We start from the raw sequence: 16,614 nt of genomic DNA, 5'->3' as shown, positions 1-16,614 counted from the left end.
ATCAGTGTCCTCTATTCCTGAGTTAGGACGGCTCCATGACAGTGACCGGTGAGCACCCGGACATCCTCGTCGAGGATGTCGATTTCAATCGGCGCAACGATCCCGACCGGCCGTTGCGGCCGATCCCGCCGGGCCGCGACCAGTTCGCCGCACAGTGGCGTCACATGCGGGAGTTCATGTTCGGCGACTGGATCGACATCGACGAGGAGGTCCGGCCCAACACGCTCACGCGCCTGCGCGACGACTATTTCTGGCAGGCCGACGAACACATGATCGGTGCGGTCGACGTGTTCGAACGCCTCGGCCACGAGCAGGGGCGGGCGCTGTTCGAGCAGGCCCTGACACAAGGCATCGAGACACTCGAGGATCCCCCGCGCGAGTTCGTCGAACTCTTCGAGCACCTGGACCAGTTGCTCGGTCAGTTCGACCTCGTCGCCGCCGAACGCGGCCGGATGCTGGCGGTCTCGAGCACGATGGCGGCCACGACGATCATCCGCGGGTGGGCGTTGTACGAGACCGCGATGACGGGCGACATCTCCGCGGCGACAGGCGCCACCGGTCGCTTCGCGGACGACGGTCCGCGCCGCTTCATCGAAACCGCGCGTGTCTTCGCGGAATTCACGCTGCCTGAGATCTTCGACCGCCGCTCGGAGGCGTTCCAGGATGTCGTCCGGGTGCGACTGATGCACGCGCTGGCCAGTCGCGGGCTACGGCGGAAGTGGGGTGACGAGGTCTATCTCAAGTTCGGCGAACCCATCCCGGTGACGTCGCTCCTGGGTTTCGGCAGCGGGATGCTGCTCGGACGCCTCGTCGACCATGCCTTCGGGCGCACGCTGACCCCGCAACAGCTCGAGGATCTCGCCGAGTACTCGTCGTATTCCGGACGGTTGTGGGGCGCTCCCGAGCGGCTCCACTCCGCGAACGGGTTGGAGCTGATCAAATCGTTGAACTACGTGCTGGCCAGGGGCGGCAACCCGTCGCCGTGGCGTGCGGCGCTCGTCGATGCCGTCGCAGGCCCGACACACCTGGCGACGTTGACCGAGACGCTGCCCCGCTGGCTCAGCGGCCTCGCCGCCCGCTACGCCAACCAGATCACCGCGACCATCGCCATGGCCCCGGCCGGAGTCGTGTTCGGGCACAGGCAGATCGACGCGATGATCGCAGGCACCTTGTTCGAGCCGCTGGGCTACGACTTCGAACGTCGAGTACGGATCTTCGAGAACCTCACCCGGCTCAACGTCCGCATCGCGATCATCGCCGACAAGCTGCCGTGGTCGAACCCCATCCGTGAGCGCAGGAAGAGGAACGGCTCGGCCGCGCGCGAGAGGATAGCGATGTTGAACAAGATCGCCGGCGGGCGGCACATCCCGTTGACCTACACCCACCACGACCGTTCGACATCAGGTGAGGGTTTCACCGGCTAGCTAGCCCGAGTTCCCGTTTCGGTTCCCCGCCAACCATTTTCGCACCAGCTCGCCCTCATCCGCCTCGACCGACCGCAGCTCCGTCAGCGTCGGATGCCCGGCGTCGAGCAACGCGCTGTCGGTGTCCTCGGCGGGCTTGTCGGGCACCTCGACCTCGGTCAACCGCACACCGCCGTCGCGAACCTCCTCGACCCGAGTCTGCACCGCGCCGCCGGGAGCCAACCGCGCATGACGAAGCGGACCCACCTCTCCCGCGGGCCGGTCCGGGACGTTGAGGGACAGCACGGTGCCCTCCGGTGCGTCGAACAGCAACTCCAACACCGGGGCCACCAGTCCGGCCGCCGTTGTCCAGTGCCGCTCACCGGTGGGATGCAGGGCGACGTCCAGTGACACCGCGAGCGCGCGGGTGTCGCTGATCTTCGCGGTGAGCGCGGCGCCGACGGTGCCGGAGTGCAGGATGGCCCGACCGACGTTGGCGCCGTGGTTGATTCCCGACAGCACGAGGTCCGGACGGGGGTCGAACCAGCCGTTGAGCGCGGCGGCGACGATGTGTCCCGGCTGCGCGTGCACCGCCCATGCCTCGACGTCGAGGCCGGGGATCTCGCGCTGTTCGACGACCGTTCGGCCGTCGCGCCGGACGGCGCTCAGCGCGGCACTCGCCCCGCTGGCCTGCTCGACGGGTGCCGCCACGATCACCTCCAACCCGGCTCGCTGCGCCGCGGACGCCAGGGCGTGCAGACCGGGGGAGTCGATCCCGTCGTCGTTGGTCACCAGTGCGCGGGGCACGCGCCGACCTCCTCCGTCTCGATGAGCGTCATTTCCATGGGCGCAGCTCCACCCGTTCGGCGAGTGTCTCGACCGCCCGTGCGCCACCGGTGCCCAGCCCGTGGCGCACCACGTTGAGCGCCCCGCAGGCCGCACCGACCTGCAACGCGCGGCGCAGCGGGCGCCCGAGCGCCAGTGCGGAGAAGATGCCTGCGGTCATCGAATCGCCGGCGCCCGCCGAATCGGCCGGTTCGAGCGACGGCATGGCGATCTCGAGGACGTCCTCGTCGTCATCGTCGTCGAGCAGGGCGAGCGCCGGCGCCGATCCGGACCGCGAGACCACGATCGTGCCCGCACCCTCGTCGCGCATCGAGTGCATGGCCGCGACGAGGTCCTTCGCGTCCTCGGACTTCGCGCGGCCGTCGTCGAGCAGCTCTTCGTGGCTGACCTTGATCAGGGCCGGCTTGCCTGCGAGGACCGCCTCGAGCCGATCACCGGAGAGGTCGGCGGCGACCTGGCAGCCGTTGGCGCCCAGGTCGGTGGACAGCCGACGGTAGAGGTCCGCGGGCACGACGTTGTCCTCCTGCGGTCCGGACAGCAGCACCCGGCCGTGGGTCAGCCCCTCGGTGAGGGTCATCTCGTAGAGGGAGTCGAGCTCGTGGCGGTCCAGCGGGGTGCCGTCGGCCTCGGCGATGATCTCCCGCTTGCCCGTGCGGCGGTCGTGGACGTACGAGCCGTTGCGGGCGCTGACCGGGACGGCCCGGACGGTGACGTCATTGACGGGCAACAGATTCCCGAGGACATCGCCGGTCTCCCCGCCGAGCGCCGCACACAGGACGACCGGCACGCCGAGTGAACTCATCATCCGTGACTGCCACACGCCCTGGCCGCCGGCGTGGACGTGGATGTCGGCCGCCCCGGAACGGTCCTCGATCGTCACGGTCAGCACCGGCAATGGTGCGAAGATGACGACCGGGGCGCAGTCGTCGGAGTTGTCGTCGCGGGGTTTCTTGTCTGCCATGGGGCACGGGATACCCACCGGGACGGGCGCCCATCCCTGGGAATGTCAAGCGCGACGACGGGCGATCAGCGCCGCGACCGGCAGCGTCGCCGCGAAGGGCATGAGGCTGATCGCCACCCCGAGGGCGAGGTCCGGGGCGGCGAGCGCGACGGCGTCCCAACTCGGACTGAGGAACTGCGCGGCCACCTGGAACGCCCAGTGAAAACCAATGGCGCTCCACAGATTTCCGGCAACCGTCCGCAGCACGCCGAGTGCGCAGGCGAAGGCGAACAGCAACACGATCCGGTCGATCGTGGCGGCGGCGCTGCGCGCGGCGGCCCACAGCGTGAACAGCGTCGCCTGGGCCAGAACGGTCACGGTCGGCGGAAAGCGCTCGGCGAGGTTGGCGTAGAAGTACGGTCGCGGTGAGCTCGGCCCACCCCAGCGCGACGGCGGCCGAACCGGCCACCGCGGCCGGGACCGCCCAGCTGTGACTGTCTCCCCAGACGTATAAACGCTCCATGTACTGTCGGCGTGACGCCTGACTTCGCCAGTGACGCGGTCGGTTCTAAGTGAGGTTCAACGCATCATCTCCTAGCCCATCGACACTCTGCCGACGCAGTTGCGCTAGGGGCAAGAGCCTGCGATCAACACCAACACCCTCGAAACAGATCGTTGTCAGGGAGTAGGAGATTTCGGCGTCGGCAGCGTCGTCCGCAGGACACGCGCTGGCGTAGTTCCGCAACATGCATCATGGTTGAGGACAAGTTGGATGATCACTGCTTGCGACCAATTCAGAAATTGCGGCTTCTGCGGTGCATACCTTACTGCGCAGTCCGTCGTCCGAGCTACCACCGTAGGCTCGGGCTATACTCCGATACTGTTTGATAGCGTCGTTCGCGAACCCGGCCTTCCGGGCGGCCGCGGCGCCGAGTAGACGGCAGACTGCCACCGCATTCTGCACCAGGACATTCTCGCTGTCGCCGAAATCGCGCGTAATGCGGCTGATCTCTGTATCCAATATTTCCTTATTTGTGCCCAAGGAGCCCAGCAACCGGGTTTTGGTCATTAGCGTCTGCGCGAACTGGTACTCGGACATCGTTGACGGAAGTAGGAGGCGCCGGTCGACCTCCCGCAAGGCGGCGAGCTGGACCGCACGTGCGGCAGCTTGCGCATCCTTGTCGTCGCCGACGCAGACGGCGTACACGTCCTCCGTGGAATAGAGTCGACCCAGCCACATAGTGGTCTCGAGCACCAAGGTCCTGATAGCGGGGTCAGAATCGCTCGAGAAGGCGTCGATTATGCGACGTAAATCCGCCACGGGCGCCGCCGATCGCAGTGCCGGTCTCCCAATAAGCGGTGCTTTGACCACTTGCGCCAAGATCGCGCGATACCACAGCGCCGTTGCGTGGACACGTCGTTGTAGCGCTGGAGAACGGGATGTGGTCCGCAGCTCGGCCAGCAACTTGGTCAGTAGATCGACCGCCTGCGCGGCGGATGACTCTTCTCTCGGGCTCGGGTTTATTGGCACAAGAGGTCTGGTCGGCGCGGCGATATGGTTGGCGCCGAGGCCGCTGATCGTCTGAGCTTGTAGCAGTAGCGCGGTTAGTCCGGCCGTCTTCGTGAAAGGGTCGTCAGAACCGTGGTAGGCGTCGTAGACCTGTTGCAAGTCGCGGGTGGCTTCACCGACGTGTTCCGAGCCCGTCACAAGAAGCGAGGTAGCTCGTCCGAAGGCGGCGGCTGCGGCAATCCTCTGCATCGATTGGTGCGTTTCGTGGGCGGCTGCGGCCAACGCTTGTTGGAACGCGATTCGGGCTTGCTCAGGCTGACCATCGTTGAGCCTTCGTTGGCCCAAAGTGAGCCAGACCTTGGCCACCATGTCCGCGGGCTCGACGGCGCCTTCTATCGCGCGGCCAGCAGTGTCCCAGTTCTCATATCCCATAGCCGCATTGGCCACCGAGATTCGTTCGGTGTCAGGCAGCGCGTCTAGCGCAGCGATCCAGGCGGCTTCCCGCGGGGGTGGGAGCTCGGCGTCGTGCCCAGATAGAGCCAGTGAGCAGACGTCCTGTTGAATCTCGTAGTGTGTATCGGATACCACGCGGAGCAGAGATGCGGTTCCTATGACGGGCCGAAGCGCCCATTCAAGACCGGCCTCAAAGCACTCGTCCGTCGGAGCCGTGCGCTGCGGGAGGTAGTAAGCCCAAAGCAACCGAAGGACATCCCTCTCAATAGCGTCGCCCCGCCCACAACGCATCCAATCCATAACGGCCTGAATAACGGCGCCTCCTTCGTCACATGGCTGGGCGTCGCCGGGATGGGTACGCGCGCGCAACTTCTCGATGAACAGCGGCGCAGCTGTCAGATGAGCCGCCAAACCGTGTGCCGTCGCGGCGGCGAACTCGTGGCCGTTGAGCTGTTTCTTCAACGGCTGCAACTCGTCCGCCGTCGTTGGCTCAAGCCTTACCGTTTGCATGACGGACGATAGCCGTTGGAGCTCCTGCAGATTAGCGGCGGTTCGGCCCCCCATTGTCGCTGCGACGGCCCTTCTCCGAGGCGCAATCGCGACCCACTGCTGAAGGTCTTCCAGGACAACCTGACCGTCGATGAAAGGTTCGATTGCGTCGAGCCAAAGTACTGCGGATCCGCTGATTTTGGGTGATGGTCTACTGGGATCGAGCAGCGACATGAGGCTTGAGGCATTGCGGGGCGCAACGATAGTGATTGGGTCGTGATGCCGTGAATAGCGTGCCAAGGCCTCATACAGCGTGCGTGTCTTACCTACCCGGGAGGACCCGTTGAGGGTTAGCAGCCATCGGTCTCTACTTCGAAAAGACTGCCCCAAGGCGGAATCGAGTTCGGCGTCGACAGTTCGCGGGAGGTATCGGCTCGATAACCGCGGCTGATGCGCAACGGCAGCCCCCAACATGGTGACATCAATTGACTCGACTAAATCGGGACGCGCTCTCAACCGCATAACCGCGGCTTGCTGCTCCCCTGCGCGCTCGCGCATGACGACGGACAAGTTATGGACGAGGAGCCCGAAAGCGACCAAGGCCATCAGACTGGCCAAACTCACGATTAGAGTAAGCGGTTTCGGATCGAAGGCGACATTTAGCACGCCGAGAACTGCGGTAAGGAGCGCCAGTGTGCTGGCGCCGAGCGCATTCCAGCGCGGCCGGGTTGCTGGAATCCGCCATTTCATCAGGTGGACGCTACCGTCAGCCAAGCGCCTCTGGACAAAGTTGCGATTATCGAGACGTAGGGGCCACTAACCATGGACTTTCTGCGCATCGCCCAGACAGGCGGAGCCTCTGTGGTCGAGGGATTCGGGAGCGGTGCGCAAGGTGCTCGAGACGGTAATTCTATGCGGCGAGGTGGTCGAGACATCCTCATTGCGTGCCGCGGCATGAGCAACCTGATGTCGTGTCCGGAGTGGTGCCTCGTTCGCATCAGTGAATGGAAGTAATGGACTTTGTGGCGAGTCCAACAGTAGGCGTTATCTCTAGAACAACCGCACGGACGCAAGTTGACCTCTGCCGAGCAACGAACTCGTCCACTTAGCGGTTGCTAGCCAACGCCATGAAATGTGCACGCTGCCTCATCGCGGCACCGAAACACCGTACTGGTGCGGACGCTGAGACGCGGCATCTGTCGAGAAGCGAGAAGTGACCTCAGCCTTTCTACTCACGAGATACATGAGCTTCGCTCTCCCAGGCCATCCGATCGCTGGGCCGTACAGGCTGCCGCCGCCGGGAACACCGTCACGGGTGCAGATTCCACTGGCCGCAGTCCTGAGCCAGCGCGTCGTTGACGTCGACCTCGTACCCGCCGACGAGCGGACCCGGATTCGCCTTGGTGGCCACGATGCGCTGGTACAGCACAGCGTTGGGGTGGACCCGGTTGCCGGACCACGCCTTGGTCTGCCACGCCCACACCTTTCCGGGCGTGCGCGAGTTGCCGATCACCCCGGCAGTGGCGGCCCAATGGCACACGTCGATACCGCCGTACACGCCGGTGCGCTGTACGCCGAGCACCGAGTTGATGCCTCGAAACCATTGCAGCGCCACCGTGTCCCAGGTTTGGCGGCTGATGTCCTCGTCGATCGAGAAGTAGACCGGCGCGCTTCGGCCGCCACCCGCCGCGGTGTGCAGCTGCCAGGCGAGTTTGGCGTCGGCGACACCGCCTGCGAATCCGCGGGTGAAGTCCGACGGTGCACTCCCGCCCGGCTTCCCGTACTGATAGTTGCTGATGATGACCAGCCCCGCGCGAACCAACGACTCGGCGTAGGGCCGGGTGATCGGCTTGGCGCCGAAGTTCGTGCCCGGCCGTGACATCGACACGTAGTTCACCACGCCGGCGTAGCCCGCGGCCCGGATGTGCTCGGCGGGGATCTGGTGCGCGGCGTAGTCGATCAGCATCGGCGCGGCCGCCGCTGCGGTCGGACTGCCCGCGCCTGCTGCGGCCGCTCCCAACCCGGCCATCGCCGAGGCGGCCGCCGCATAGCGCAGCGCGTCGCGCCGGGTGACCGGGCGCGACGGCCGGGAGCCGAGTTCGTCCGGCGAGCGATGCACGGCCCGATGTTAACGATGAGACTGCTGTTACCGGTGATGCCTCGCCGGAGTGGTCTCGAGGATCACCCCGCAGGGGTCACGTCACCGCCGGAACCCTTGATCGAGGCCTTGGCGCGCTTCTCGGCGCGCACCGCCCTGGTGCCCCGCACGAACCCGGTCGCCGAGACCGTCGCCGACACCAGGGCACTCTCACCGTTGACGAACGGATGGAATCCGACACCGCCGCCCCCTCGTCCCTTCACCGGGATGTCGGCGACTTCGGTGACCTTCCAGCCTCTGTTGGAGATCGACAGGATCGCCTCGCCGTTTCCGCACGTGAGCGGCAGCGCGGCGATGACCTGATCGTCGTCGGCGGCCAGTTTGACCCCCGCCACGCCGTTGCCGGCCACACCTTGCGGATTCACCGCCGCCGGGTCGATTCGCAGCACCTTCCCGCGCCGGGTCACCAGCGCCAGATGGTGACCGGGCGCCAGCACGCCGGAGCACAGCAGCTTGGTGATGTCCGGCGCCACCGGGATGTCGCGGATCTTGTACGGCAGACCGCCGCCGGTGGTGAACTTGACGCGGCCGTCGGTCCACACCGCCCAGCCGAGTCCGGAGGTGAGCAGGTCGCCGTGGCTGTCGGAGAACACGCCCCGGTCGTCGAGCCGCCAGGAGGTGTTGACCTTGCGCTCACGGGGGCCGTCCTCGTCGGAGCCGGACACCGTCGGCGTCGCGTCGAAGTCCAGCACGGTGCGGCGGTCGAATTCGGGACCTTTGAACAGTTTCGCGGTCTCGGCCAACTCCTTGTCGATCACCACCCGGCGCGCATCGGGGTTGCCCACCAGTTCGGTGAGCTCGGTGAACTCGGCATCGAGCTTCTCGGCCTCGGCCTGCAGCTCGATGACATCGAGTTTCGTGAGCCGCCGAAGTTGCAGTCCCAGAACGTAGTCGGCCTGCTCGGCGTCGATCGCGAACCGCTCCTGCAGGCCCTGGCGAGCGTCGTCGACGGTGTCGGATCCACGGATGACCGCCACCGCCGCGTCGATGTCGAGGTGGATGGTCATCAGGCCCCCCACCAGATGGCGCCGCGCGGCCACCTTCTCCAGGCGGTACTCGCTGCGACGCAGCACCACCGAGTCGCGCAGGTGCAGGAACGCCGAGATCAGCTCCCGCACCGACCACCAGCGCGGCACCCGGTCCTCGTCGAGTGCGACCAGGCTGGCCGCGAACGTCGACTCCAGCGGGGTCAGGGCGAGCAGCTGCTCGCGGATGGTCTCGGCGCTGTGGCCGCGTTTCGCGGTGACGACGATCCGCAGCCCGTTGCGCCGGTCGGTCAGATCCGACATGTCCGCCACACCCGACAGTTCCCCGGACTCGACCAGCGCGCGAATCCGATCCTGCACAGTGTTGCTCGCGACGCCGGGCGGTAGTTCGGTGACGATCACGTTCTTACCGTCGACGGACACCGTCCCGCGCACGGTGAAGTGGCCACGGCCCGTGGTGATGTACTCCCGCAGGCCTGCGGTGCCGACCACGCTGGCCCCGGATCCCCAGTCGGGGCCGGGGATGAGTTTGACCAATCGGTCGTCGGTCATGTTCGGGGTCTTCAGCAGCGCGCGGCAGGCGGCCATCACCTCGCGCGGGTTGTGCGCCGGGACCTTGGTGGCCCAGCCTTCGGCGATGCCCACCGCGCCGTTGCACAGCAGCATCGGCCACTGGGCGGGCAGGACGGTCGGCTCGATCCACTCACCGTCGAACGTCGAGACCATCGGCACCGCGTGGTCGGCGAGTTCGGCGGTCAGCGCCGCACCGGGTGCCGACAGCCGCATCTCGGTGTACCGGTCGGCGGCGGGGATGTCACCCTGGATGCGCGGGAACGCGCCCTGTCCGTCAATGACTTTCACCCGCTGGAAGTCGGCGGCCATCAGTGCCGCCGCGCCGTACATCGAGGCGCCCCCGTGCGGATGCAGGTTGCCGGTGACGGCGGAACAGACCTTCGAGGACTTCTGCGGTTTGTTGCCGGGCAACAGCCGCGAGTCGTACATCTGATACAGCAGGCGGCGCTGCCCGGGTTTGAGCCCGTCGAACGCCGACGGGATCGCGCGGTCGCTGACGCTGTAGAGCGCGAAGGTCAGCTGGTAGTGGTTCCAGTAGTCGTCGGCGCTCTGGTCGAGCACCAGATCGGGGTTCTGCTCCGGAACATCGAGCGTGGCGGTCACAGCGGTCTCCTACGTCAGGTCCAGAGCGGCGGTGTCGACGCGGGAGGCGACATCGGCCATCCACGTACGCCGGCCCTCCGGTGGCCCGCCGAACAGGGTGTGGTGCAGTTTCGGGTCGCCGTCGTCGAGGGTCACGCGAATGACGGTGCGCCGCTGCGGATCCAGCACGGTGTTCCAGAAGTCGTCGGCGTCCATCTCGCCGAGGCCCTTGTTGCGCTGCACCTCCACCTTGCGTTTGGAGGTCGCCTTCAACTGCGCGACGGCCGCGTCGCGTTCGGACTCGTCCTGACAGTAGATCCGCTCGTCACCGTTCTTCACCACGAACAGCGGCGGCAGGGTCACGTACACCATCCCGGCCTTGACGAGTGGCCGGTAGAAGTCCAGGAACATCGAGATGAGGCTGGAGTTGATGTTGCCGCCGTCGGGGTCGGCGTCGGAGGCGAACAGGATCCGGTCGTAGCGGCACGACTCCGGATCGCAGTTGTCCCGCACCCCGCAGCCCAGGATGCGTTCGATCGAGTCGAACTCGTCCTTGACCCTGGCCTTGCTGACGGTGAACCCATAGACGTTGGGCGGCTTGCCTTTCAGCGGGAACGCGGCCTGGAAGGTGGCGTCGCGCGCGGCCTTGATGGTGCCCAGCGCCGAATCGCCCTCACACAGGAACAGTTCGGCCCCGGACCCGCGTCCGGTCTCACGGCTGGGCAAAAGCTTCGGGGGCAGCGACAGGTTGGTGCCCAGACCCTTGGCCTTCGACGCCGCGCGGGACCGCGCTTTCGCGCCCTCGGCGCTGCGCCGCGCCCGGGCCGACTCCAACGCCAGCTTGGTCCACAAGCCGACCGTGTCGGCGTTGGCGGGGTTCGCCGCCCAGATGGTCACGCTGCGAGCCACATCCGGGGCCATCGCCACGTTGAGCGACCGTGACGAGACGGCGGTCTTGGCCTGGGAATCCCACGACACGTCGGGGGCGCGGGTGTCGACGGCGAGTGCGGTCACCGCGGCGAAATCCTGTGCCTCCGGGCCGTCCTCGCCCTTGGCCAGCCCGAGATCGCGCATGCGGGACGCGCGGTCGGCCAGCGCCTCGGAGAGCCCCTTGACCGCCGCGGTCAGGTGGGACCCGCCGCCGGGGGTGCGCACGGTGTTGCAGAACGCGGCGACGGTGGCGGGTTCGGCGGGCCCGGCGGTCAACGACCACCGGAACGGGGTGGGGCCGCGACCGGTGGTGTACTCGCCGCGGCCCTCCACCACGGCGCGCACGCCGGGCACCGGGGTGCCCGCCGCGGTGCACATGAGGTCGAGCAGGGTGTCGGTGCCCCACGGGCCGTCGAACGGTTCGGTCAGCTCGGGCCGGACGTCCTCGCCCGGCCACCCTTGGTCGACGACGGTCAGATGCACACCCGGCGACATCCGGGCCGCGGCGTGCGCCCGCAGCAGCACCTCGTTGATGTCGATGCTGTTGTCGGGCACGACGGCCGGGTCGAACAGGATGCGGACGGTGGTGCCGTGCAGATCGGGCTTGCGGTTGCCCGACCCGCGCAGCTTCTGGGTGTCGGCGCGGGTGAACGGGGCGTCGGGATCGAAACCCTTACCGTCGAACACCCCGGGGTAGCCGCCGCCGAAGCTCTGCAGGTACGTCTTGCCGGCCCGGTGCACGGTCACGTCGGTCCGCTTGGAGATGAACACCGCCGCCGCGGCGCCGATGCCGTTGAGCCCGGCGCCCGTGCTGGTCGCGTCGGTGTGTGCGGAGAACTTGCCGCCCGCCCGCGCGGTGCCGAGCGTCTTGACGATGCCGTTCTTGCCGTTGACGGGGTCGGAGTCGACGGGCAGGCCGCGGCCGTCGTCGGCGACGCTGACCGAGCCGTCGGTGTGCAGGGTGATGGTGACCGTGGAACCGCCGTGGCTCGGGTCGGCGACCTCTTCGACCGCGTTGTCCACCAGCTCGCGCAGCGCGGTGTTGAGCACATCCAGCCCCAGGTTCACCGCCGGCCGCAGGCGTGTGTGCTGGACATCATCGAGCTCGGTGATGTCGGCGGCGGTGTAGCTCACTGCTGGTCCTTTGTGTCGATCCTGGGGGGTGCCGCAGGAATCGTAGACGCCGGGACCGACATCTCCGGCCCACCGCGCTGATGCCCCGACCCTGAAGGAATCGAGGGTTGACAACGTACAACCGAATGGTTGTACATTGGTGTGGTGACCGACCGGGACGAGGACAGAGCGGACGCGTTCTTCCACGCCCTGGCCGACCGGACGCGGCGAGACATTCTTCGTCGGGTGCTGGCCGGGGAACATTCGGTCACGGCACTCGCGGAGAAATACGACATGAGCTTCGCCGCAGTGCAGAAGCACGTCGCCGTGCTGGAGAAGGCAGGCCTGATCTCCAAGCGTCGTCAGGGGCGAGAGCAGCTGGCGAGCGGGGATGTGGAGGCGGTGCGATCAGTCGCCTCCATGCTCACCGAGCTCGAAGACGTGTGGCGCGGGCGCATCGCTCGCATCGACGACCTACTCGGAAAGGAATGACCATGCCTGTCACCGATATCAACAAGAACCTCGACGACCTCACCCTGACGATCACCGCGGAGTTCGCCGCGCCCGTCGAAAGGGTCTGGCAGATCTACGCCGACCCGCGGCAGCTGGAGAAGATCTGGGGACCGCCCGGCTACCCGGCCACCGTGGTCGAGCATGAGCTCACCGAGGGCGGCACCGTCACGTACTACATGACAGGCCCCGACGGCGAGAAGTATCCGGGCTATTGGAAGGTCACCTCCGTGGACGAGTTGCGCAGCTTCAGTTTCGAGGACGGCTTCGCCAATGATGACCTCACACCGTCGAGCGATATGCCGGTCGCGCACAGTGTCTACACCTTCGAGCGGCTGGGCGACACCGTCACCAGGGTCACCTACGTCAGCACGTACCAGTCGGCCGAAGGCCTGCAGAAAGTGCTCGAGATGGGCGTCGAAGAGGGTTCGCGGCAGGCGATCGATCAGATCGACGGGCTGCTCGCGAGCTGACGTCTCTGCGCCAACGCTGAGCGCTGGCACCATGGGGCGGATGGATGTGCTGGTGGTGGGCGGCGGACCCGCAGGGACGGCCTTGGCCGGGGCGTGCGAACGCCTCGGCCTGCGGACCGGTCTGCTCGATCCGGCCCCGGACCGGCCGTGGACGGCGACCTACGGCATGTGGAGTCCGGAGCTGCCCACCGCTCTGCCCGATTCGGTGATCGCGGCGCGCGCGCACGGGCGTGCGATCGCGCTCACCGAGCATCAGTTGGGATGGGAGTACGCCGTACTCGATGTGCCCGCCCTGCAGGCGCATCTCGCGGATGCGCTCGCCGGCGTACGCATCCACACCGGGCGCGCGGTCGGCTCTCCTGACCGCGGTGTCGTCGCGCTCGCCGACGGATCGACCCTCGAGGCCGCGGTCGTCGTGGACGCGGGGGGTTGGGCGCGGCCCCTGGACCGCAGTTCGTCGCGTCGCGCGGCGGCGGCGGCCCAAACCGCGTACGGCGTCGTGCTGGACGCCGAGGCGGCCGCGCCGCTGATCTCCCCCGGTGAGGCGTTGTTCATGGACTGGCGCGCCGATCACGGCGAGACCGGCTGGCCGACATTCCTCTATGTCGTCCCACTCGGCCGCGGCGATGTGCTGGTGGAGGAGACGTCGTTGGCGCGCCGACCGGGGCTGTCCCTGCCGACCTTGCGCAGGCGTCTCCACACTCGGCTGGCGCGGCATGGCATCGATCCGCCGAAAGACGTTCGCATCGAGCGGGTTTCGTTTCCGGTGGATCATCCGCGACATCGCGGCGCGGGTGTGCTCGGATTCGGTGCCGCCGCGCCACTGATCCACCCGGCGACCGGCTTCAGCCTCGCCGCCTCCCTTGCTCTCGCTCCACGGGTGGCCGAGGCGCTGGCCGCACAGCTGCCACACGGTCCGGGGAAGGCGTTGACGGCTGCGCACCGGACGGTGTGGCCTGTCTCGGCGAAAGCGGTTCACCGCCTTCGCCGTATCGGCTTGGAATCGCTGCTGCGGATGCCGCCGCAGGATGTGCCCGGTTTCTTCGAGCAGTTCTTCGCCCTCCCGGAGCGCCACCGCTGGACGTACCTCACCGGTCGAGATGACGTCCGCGGCAACATCGCCGCGATGAATCACCTGTTCGGCGCGTCAAATGGCCGGTTGCGCCGCCACCTGGTCACCTCCGCCCTCGTTCCACACGTGCGCACGAACGACGCGACGCCGGGGGCATGATGGACCCATGGCTGCCGAAGCGCTCACCGACGACGTCGTCGCCTTCCTCTGCGAGGGCGCCCGCACGGGCAAGGTCGCGTTCGTGGCCGCCGACGGCCGACCGCTGGTGGCCCCGATCTGGTTCATCGTCGACAACGGTGTGCTGGTGTTCAACACCGGGGCAGACACGGCGAAAGGACGTGCGCTGCAGCGGGATCCGCGCACCTGTGTAGTCGTCGACGACGAGCGGCCACCGTTCGCCTTCGTCCAGGTCCAGGGCACCGTGTCGATCAGCCAGGATCCTGACGACCTACTCGCGACGGCGACGAGGATCGCCGCTCGGTACATGGGCGACGAACGCGCCGAGGAGTTCGGCCGGCGCAACGGCGTTCCCGGCGAACTGGTCGTCCGGCTGACACCGACCAAGGTGATCGCCGCGTTCGACGTCACCGATTGACCTACAGAGCCGACTGACCTGCCGAGGGGAGTGGATCACGGCGCCGGCTCGGCAGATTCGTCGTCAGCATCCGGGGGCATGCCCTCGCCCGCCCGCGCACCGACCTGCTCGTCGTAGTAGCGGACGATCACCGCGAGCGCAGCCGCCACCGGGACCGCGAGGAACGCGCCGATGACCCCGAACGTCGACGCCCCGAGGGTGACGGCCAGCAGCACGATCACCGCATGCAGCTTCATCGACTTCGCCTGCAGCCACGGCTGCAGCACGTTCCCCTCGAGCTGCTGCACCGCCAGGATGATGCCGAGCACGATGAGCGCGTCGACCGGACCGTTCGACACCAGCGCGATCAGCACCGCGAGACCGCCCGCGACGAAGGCGCCGACGATCGGGATGAACCCGCCGATGAACGTGATGATCGCCAGCGCGTACGCCAGCGGCACCCCGAGGATCAACAGACCGATCCCGATCAGCACCGCGTCGACGAGGCTGACCAACGCCTGGGTGCGGATGAACCCGCCGAGGGTCGACCACACGCGCTGGAGGACCTCGGCCACGTGCACGGCGCCGGGGGTGCCGACCACGCGGCGCAACCACGGGAGGAACCGCGGGCCGTCCTTGAGGAAGAAGAACGTGACCACGATGGTGGTGAAGACCGTGACCAACGCCGACGTCGCGGCCCCCACCCCGGTGAACACGCCAGCCGCGATCTGTGCGCTGCTCGAGTTCAACCGGTCGGTGATCGCGTCGACCGCGGAGTTGAGTTGCGCCTCACTGATGTCCAGCGGCGGGCCGCCCAGCCAGTCCCGCACCTGCACCACACCCGCCGACGCCTGCTGGGCGAGTTCGGTGGACTGCTCCACGATCGCGGGCGCCACCGCGGCGAGGATGCCCGCGATCACCACGACGGCGAACAGCAGCGCCGAGAGCGCCGCCGCGGCCGGGGGCACACCTCTGCGGCGCAGCCAGCGCACCGGCGGCCACAGCACCGTGCACAGGATCAAGCCCAGCGCCAACGGCAGCAGGATCACCCACGTCTTGCCCACCACCCACGCCAGCACCCACAGTGCGGCGGCCACCGCGAGGAATTGCACGGCCACGACCGCGGTCGACCGAAGATGTGCCCCGTACACCGAACCGCGGCCACGCACCGCCGGCTTGTCGTCGCTCATCATCCTTCTCTACCCCACCGCCGGGACATTCCACGAGCAGGTTTGACGATCACCCGGACGGGAGACCTTCCTGCGGGGCCGTAGCGTTCCCCGGGACACCGATCGGACTGGAGACATCAATGGCGGGCGCCGACGCGCACTTCTATCGCACGGCCGACGGCACCGGCCTGCCGCACGATCCGTTCAACGCGATCGTCGGGCCCCGGCCGATCGGTTGGATCTCCACCTACGCCGCCGACGGGGTGCGCAACCTCGCCCCCTACAGCTTCTTCAACGGCTTCAACTACATCCCGCCGATCATCGGGTTCGCCTCGGTCGGCTGGAAGGACAGTGTTGCCAACATCGAGGCGACCGGTGAGTTCGTGTGGAACCTCGCGACGCGTGAGCTGGCCGAGCGGATGAATGAGACGTCCGCTTCGCTGCCCGCCGACGAGGACGAGTTCGTCCGTGGTGGGGTGACGCCCGTCGACGCGGTGGAGGTGAAGGCCCCGCGGGTGCTCGAGAGCCCGGTCAACTTCGAGTGCCGCCTGACGCAACTGGTGCAGCTGCGCGATGTCGATGGGGCGGCCGTCGACACCTGGCTGGTGCTCGGGCAGGTGGTCGCCGTGCACATCGACCGGCGCTGGCTGGTCGACGGCGTGTACGACACCGCGGGGCCGCGTCCCGTGCTGCGCGGAGGCGGCCCGGCGAACTACTCCGAGGTGACACCCGAGAGCGTCTTTCAGATGGTCCGACCGAAGTGACGACGTGTTTGCTGATTCCTGTGACCCCGATCACCTGACAATGTAAGTTGTCAGCGGGCAGCCGCCGGG

General features: G+C 67.4%; 14 protein-coding genes. 6 read left to right on the top strand and 8 right to left on the bottom strand.

Annotated features, from left to right (window positions below):
• The first annotated feature begins 35 nt into the window (after positions 1 to 35).
• Positions 36 to 1,424, top strand: coding sequence for an oxygenase MpaB family protein (locus AU194_RS12010; protein WP_059089462.1), 1,389 nt, complete (start codon positions 36 to 38; stop codon positions 1,422 to 1,424).
• Here AU194_RS12010 and surE read toward each other — a convergent pair whose 3' ends face one another.
• The 7 genes from surE to AU194_RS11975 form a co-directional block, all read right to left on the bottom strand.
• Positions 1,425 to 2,210: a 5'/3'-nucleotidase SurE gene (gene surE / locus AU194_RS12005; protein WP_059089461.1), complete on the bottom strand. Its 786-nt coding sequence runs from the start codon at positions 2,208 to 2,210 to the stop codon at positions 1,425 to 1,427.
• A gap of 28 nt (positions 2,211 to 2,238) precedes the next feature.
• A complete protein-coding gene (locus AU194_RS12000; RefSeq protein WP_059089460.1) occupies positions 2,239 to 3,210 on the bottom strand; it encodes a PfkB family carbohydrate kinase in 972 nt (323 codons plus the stop codon).
• A gap of 45 nt (positions 3,211 to 3,255) precedes the next feature.
• On the bottom strand, positions 3,256 to 3,567 hold the full coding sequence (locus AU194_RS11995) for a type II CAAX prenyl endopeptidase Rce1 family protein (protein ID WP_059089459.1): 312 nt from the start codon (positions 3,565 to 3,567) through the stop codon (positions 3,256 to 3,258).
• Positions 3,568 to 3,940: 373 nt separating this feature from the next.
• Complete coding sequence (locus AU194_RS11990; RefSeq protein ID WP_157576045.1) at positions 3,941 to 6,391, bottom strand: hypothetical protein; 2,451 nt, start codon at positions 6,389 to 6,391, stop codon at positions 3,941 to 3,943.
• Between the two features lie 559 nt (positions 6,392 to 6,950).
• Entirely contained in the window at positions 6,951 to 7,670 is a 720-nt protein-coding gene (locus tag AU194_RS11985) for a DUF1906 domain-containing protein (RefSeq protein ID WP_082698612.1), read from the bottom strand.
• Positions 7,671 to 7,822: 152 nt separating this feature from the next.
• Complete coding sequence (locus tag AU194_RS11980) at positions 7,823 to 9,961, bottom strand: DNA gyrase subunit A (RefSeq protein WP_059089456.1); 2,139 nt, start codon at positions 9,959 to 9,961, stop codon at positions 7,823 to 7,825.
• Positions 9,962 to 9,970: 9 nt separating this feature from the next.
• Entirely contained in the window at positions 9,971 to 12,004 is a 2,034-nt protein-coding gene (locus tag AU194_RS11975) for a toprim domain-containing protein (RefSeq protein WP_059089455.1), read from the bottom strand.
• Between the two features lie 144 nt (positions 12,005 to 12,148).
• Here AU194_RS11975 and AU194_RS11970 point away from each other — a divergent pair, with 144 nt between their 5' ends.
• Genes AU194_RS11970 through AU194_RS11955 form a run of 4 tightly spaced genes read left to right on the top strand, consistent with a single transcriptional unit; the run spans position 12,149 to position 14,633 of the window.
• Positions 12,149 to 12,475: a helix-turn-helix transcriptional regulator gene (locus AU194_RS11970; protein WP_059089491.1), complete on the top strand. Its 327-nt coding sequence runs from the start codon at positions 12,149 to 12,151 to the stop codon at positions 12,473 to 12,475.
• A gap of 2 nt (positions 12,476 to 12,477) precedes the next feature.
• Complete coding sequence (locus AU194_RS11965) at positions 12,478 to 12,966, top strand: SRPBCC domain-containing protein (RefSeq protein ID WP_059089490.1); 489 nt, start codon at positions 12,478 to 12,480, stop codon at positions 12,964 to 12,966.
• 40 nt (positions 12,967 to 13,006) lie between these two features.
• Positions 13,007 to 14,197 (top strand): lycopene cyclase family protein, encoded by a 1,191-nt coding sequence (locus tag AU194_RS11960; protein WP_231743312.1) that lies wholly within the window; start codon positions 13,007 to 13,009, stop codon positions 14,195 to 14,197.
• Between the two features lie 7 nt (positions 14,198 to 14,204).
• Complete coding sequence (locus tag AU194_RS11955; protein ID WP_059089453.1) at positions 14,205 to 14,633, top strand: PPOX class F420-dependent oxidoreductase; 429 nt, start codon at positions 14,205 to 14,207, stop codon at positions 14,631 to 14,633.
• Positions 14,634 to 14,668: 35 nt separating this feature from the next.
• Here AU194_RS11955 and AU194_RS11950 read toward each other — a convergent pair whose 3' ends face one another.
• A complete protein-coding gene (locus tag AU194_RS11950; protein ID WP_059089489.1) occupies positions 14,669 to 15,802 on the bottom strand; it encodes an AI-2E family transporter in 1,134 nt (377 codons plus the stop codon).
• Between the two features lie 119 nt (positions 15,803 to 15,921).
• Here AU194_RS11950 and AU194_RS11945 point away from each other — a divergent pair, with 119 nt between their 5' ends.
• Positions 15,922 to 16,545: a flavin reductase family protein gene (locus AU194_RS11945; protein ID WP_059089452.1), complete on the top strand. Its 624-nt coding sequence runs from the start codon at positions 15,922 to 15,924 to the stop codon at positions 16,543 to 16,545.
• Positions 16,546 to 16,614: the final 69 nt, after the last annotated feature.

The organism is Mycobacterium sp. GA-2829, from assembly GCF_001499965.1.
In the GTDB taxonomy this organism is placed as follows: Bacteria; Actinomycetota; Actinomycetes; order Mycobacteriales; family Mycobacteriaceae; genus Mycobacterium.
Note: the sequence above shows the minus strand (reverse complement) of the source record. Positions and strands in the feature narration are given on the sequence as shown.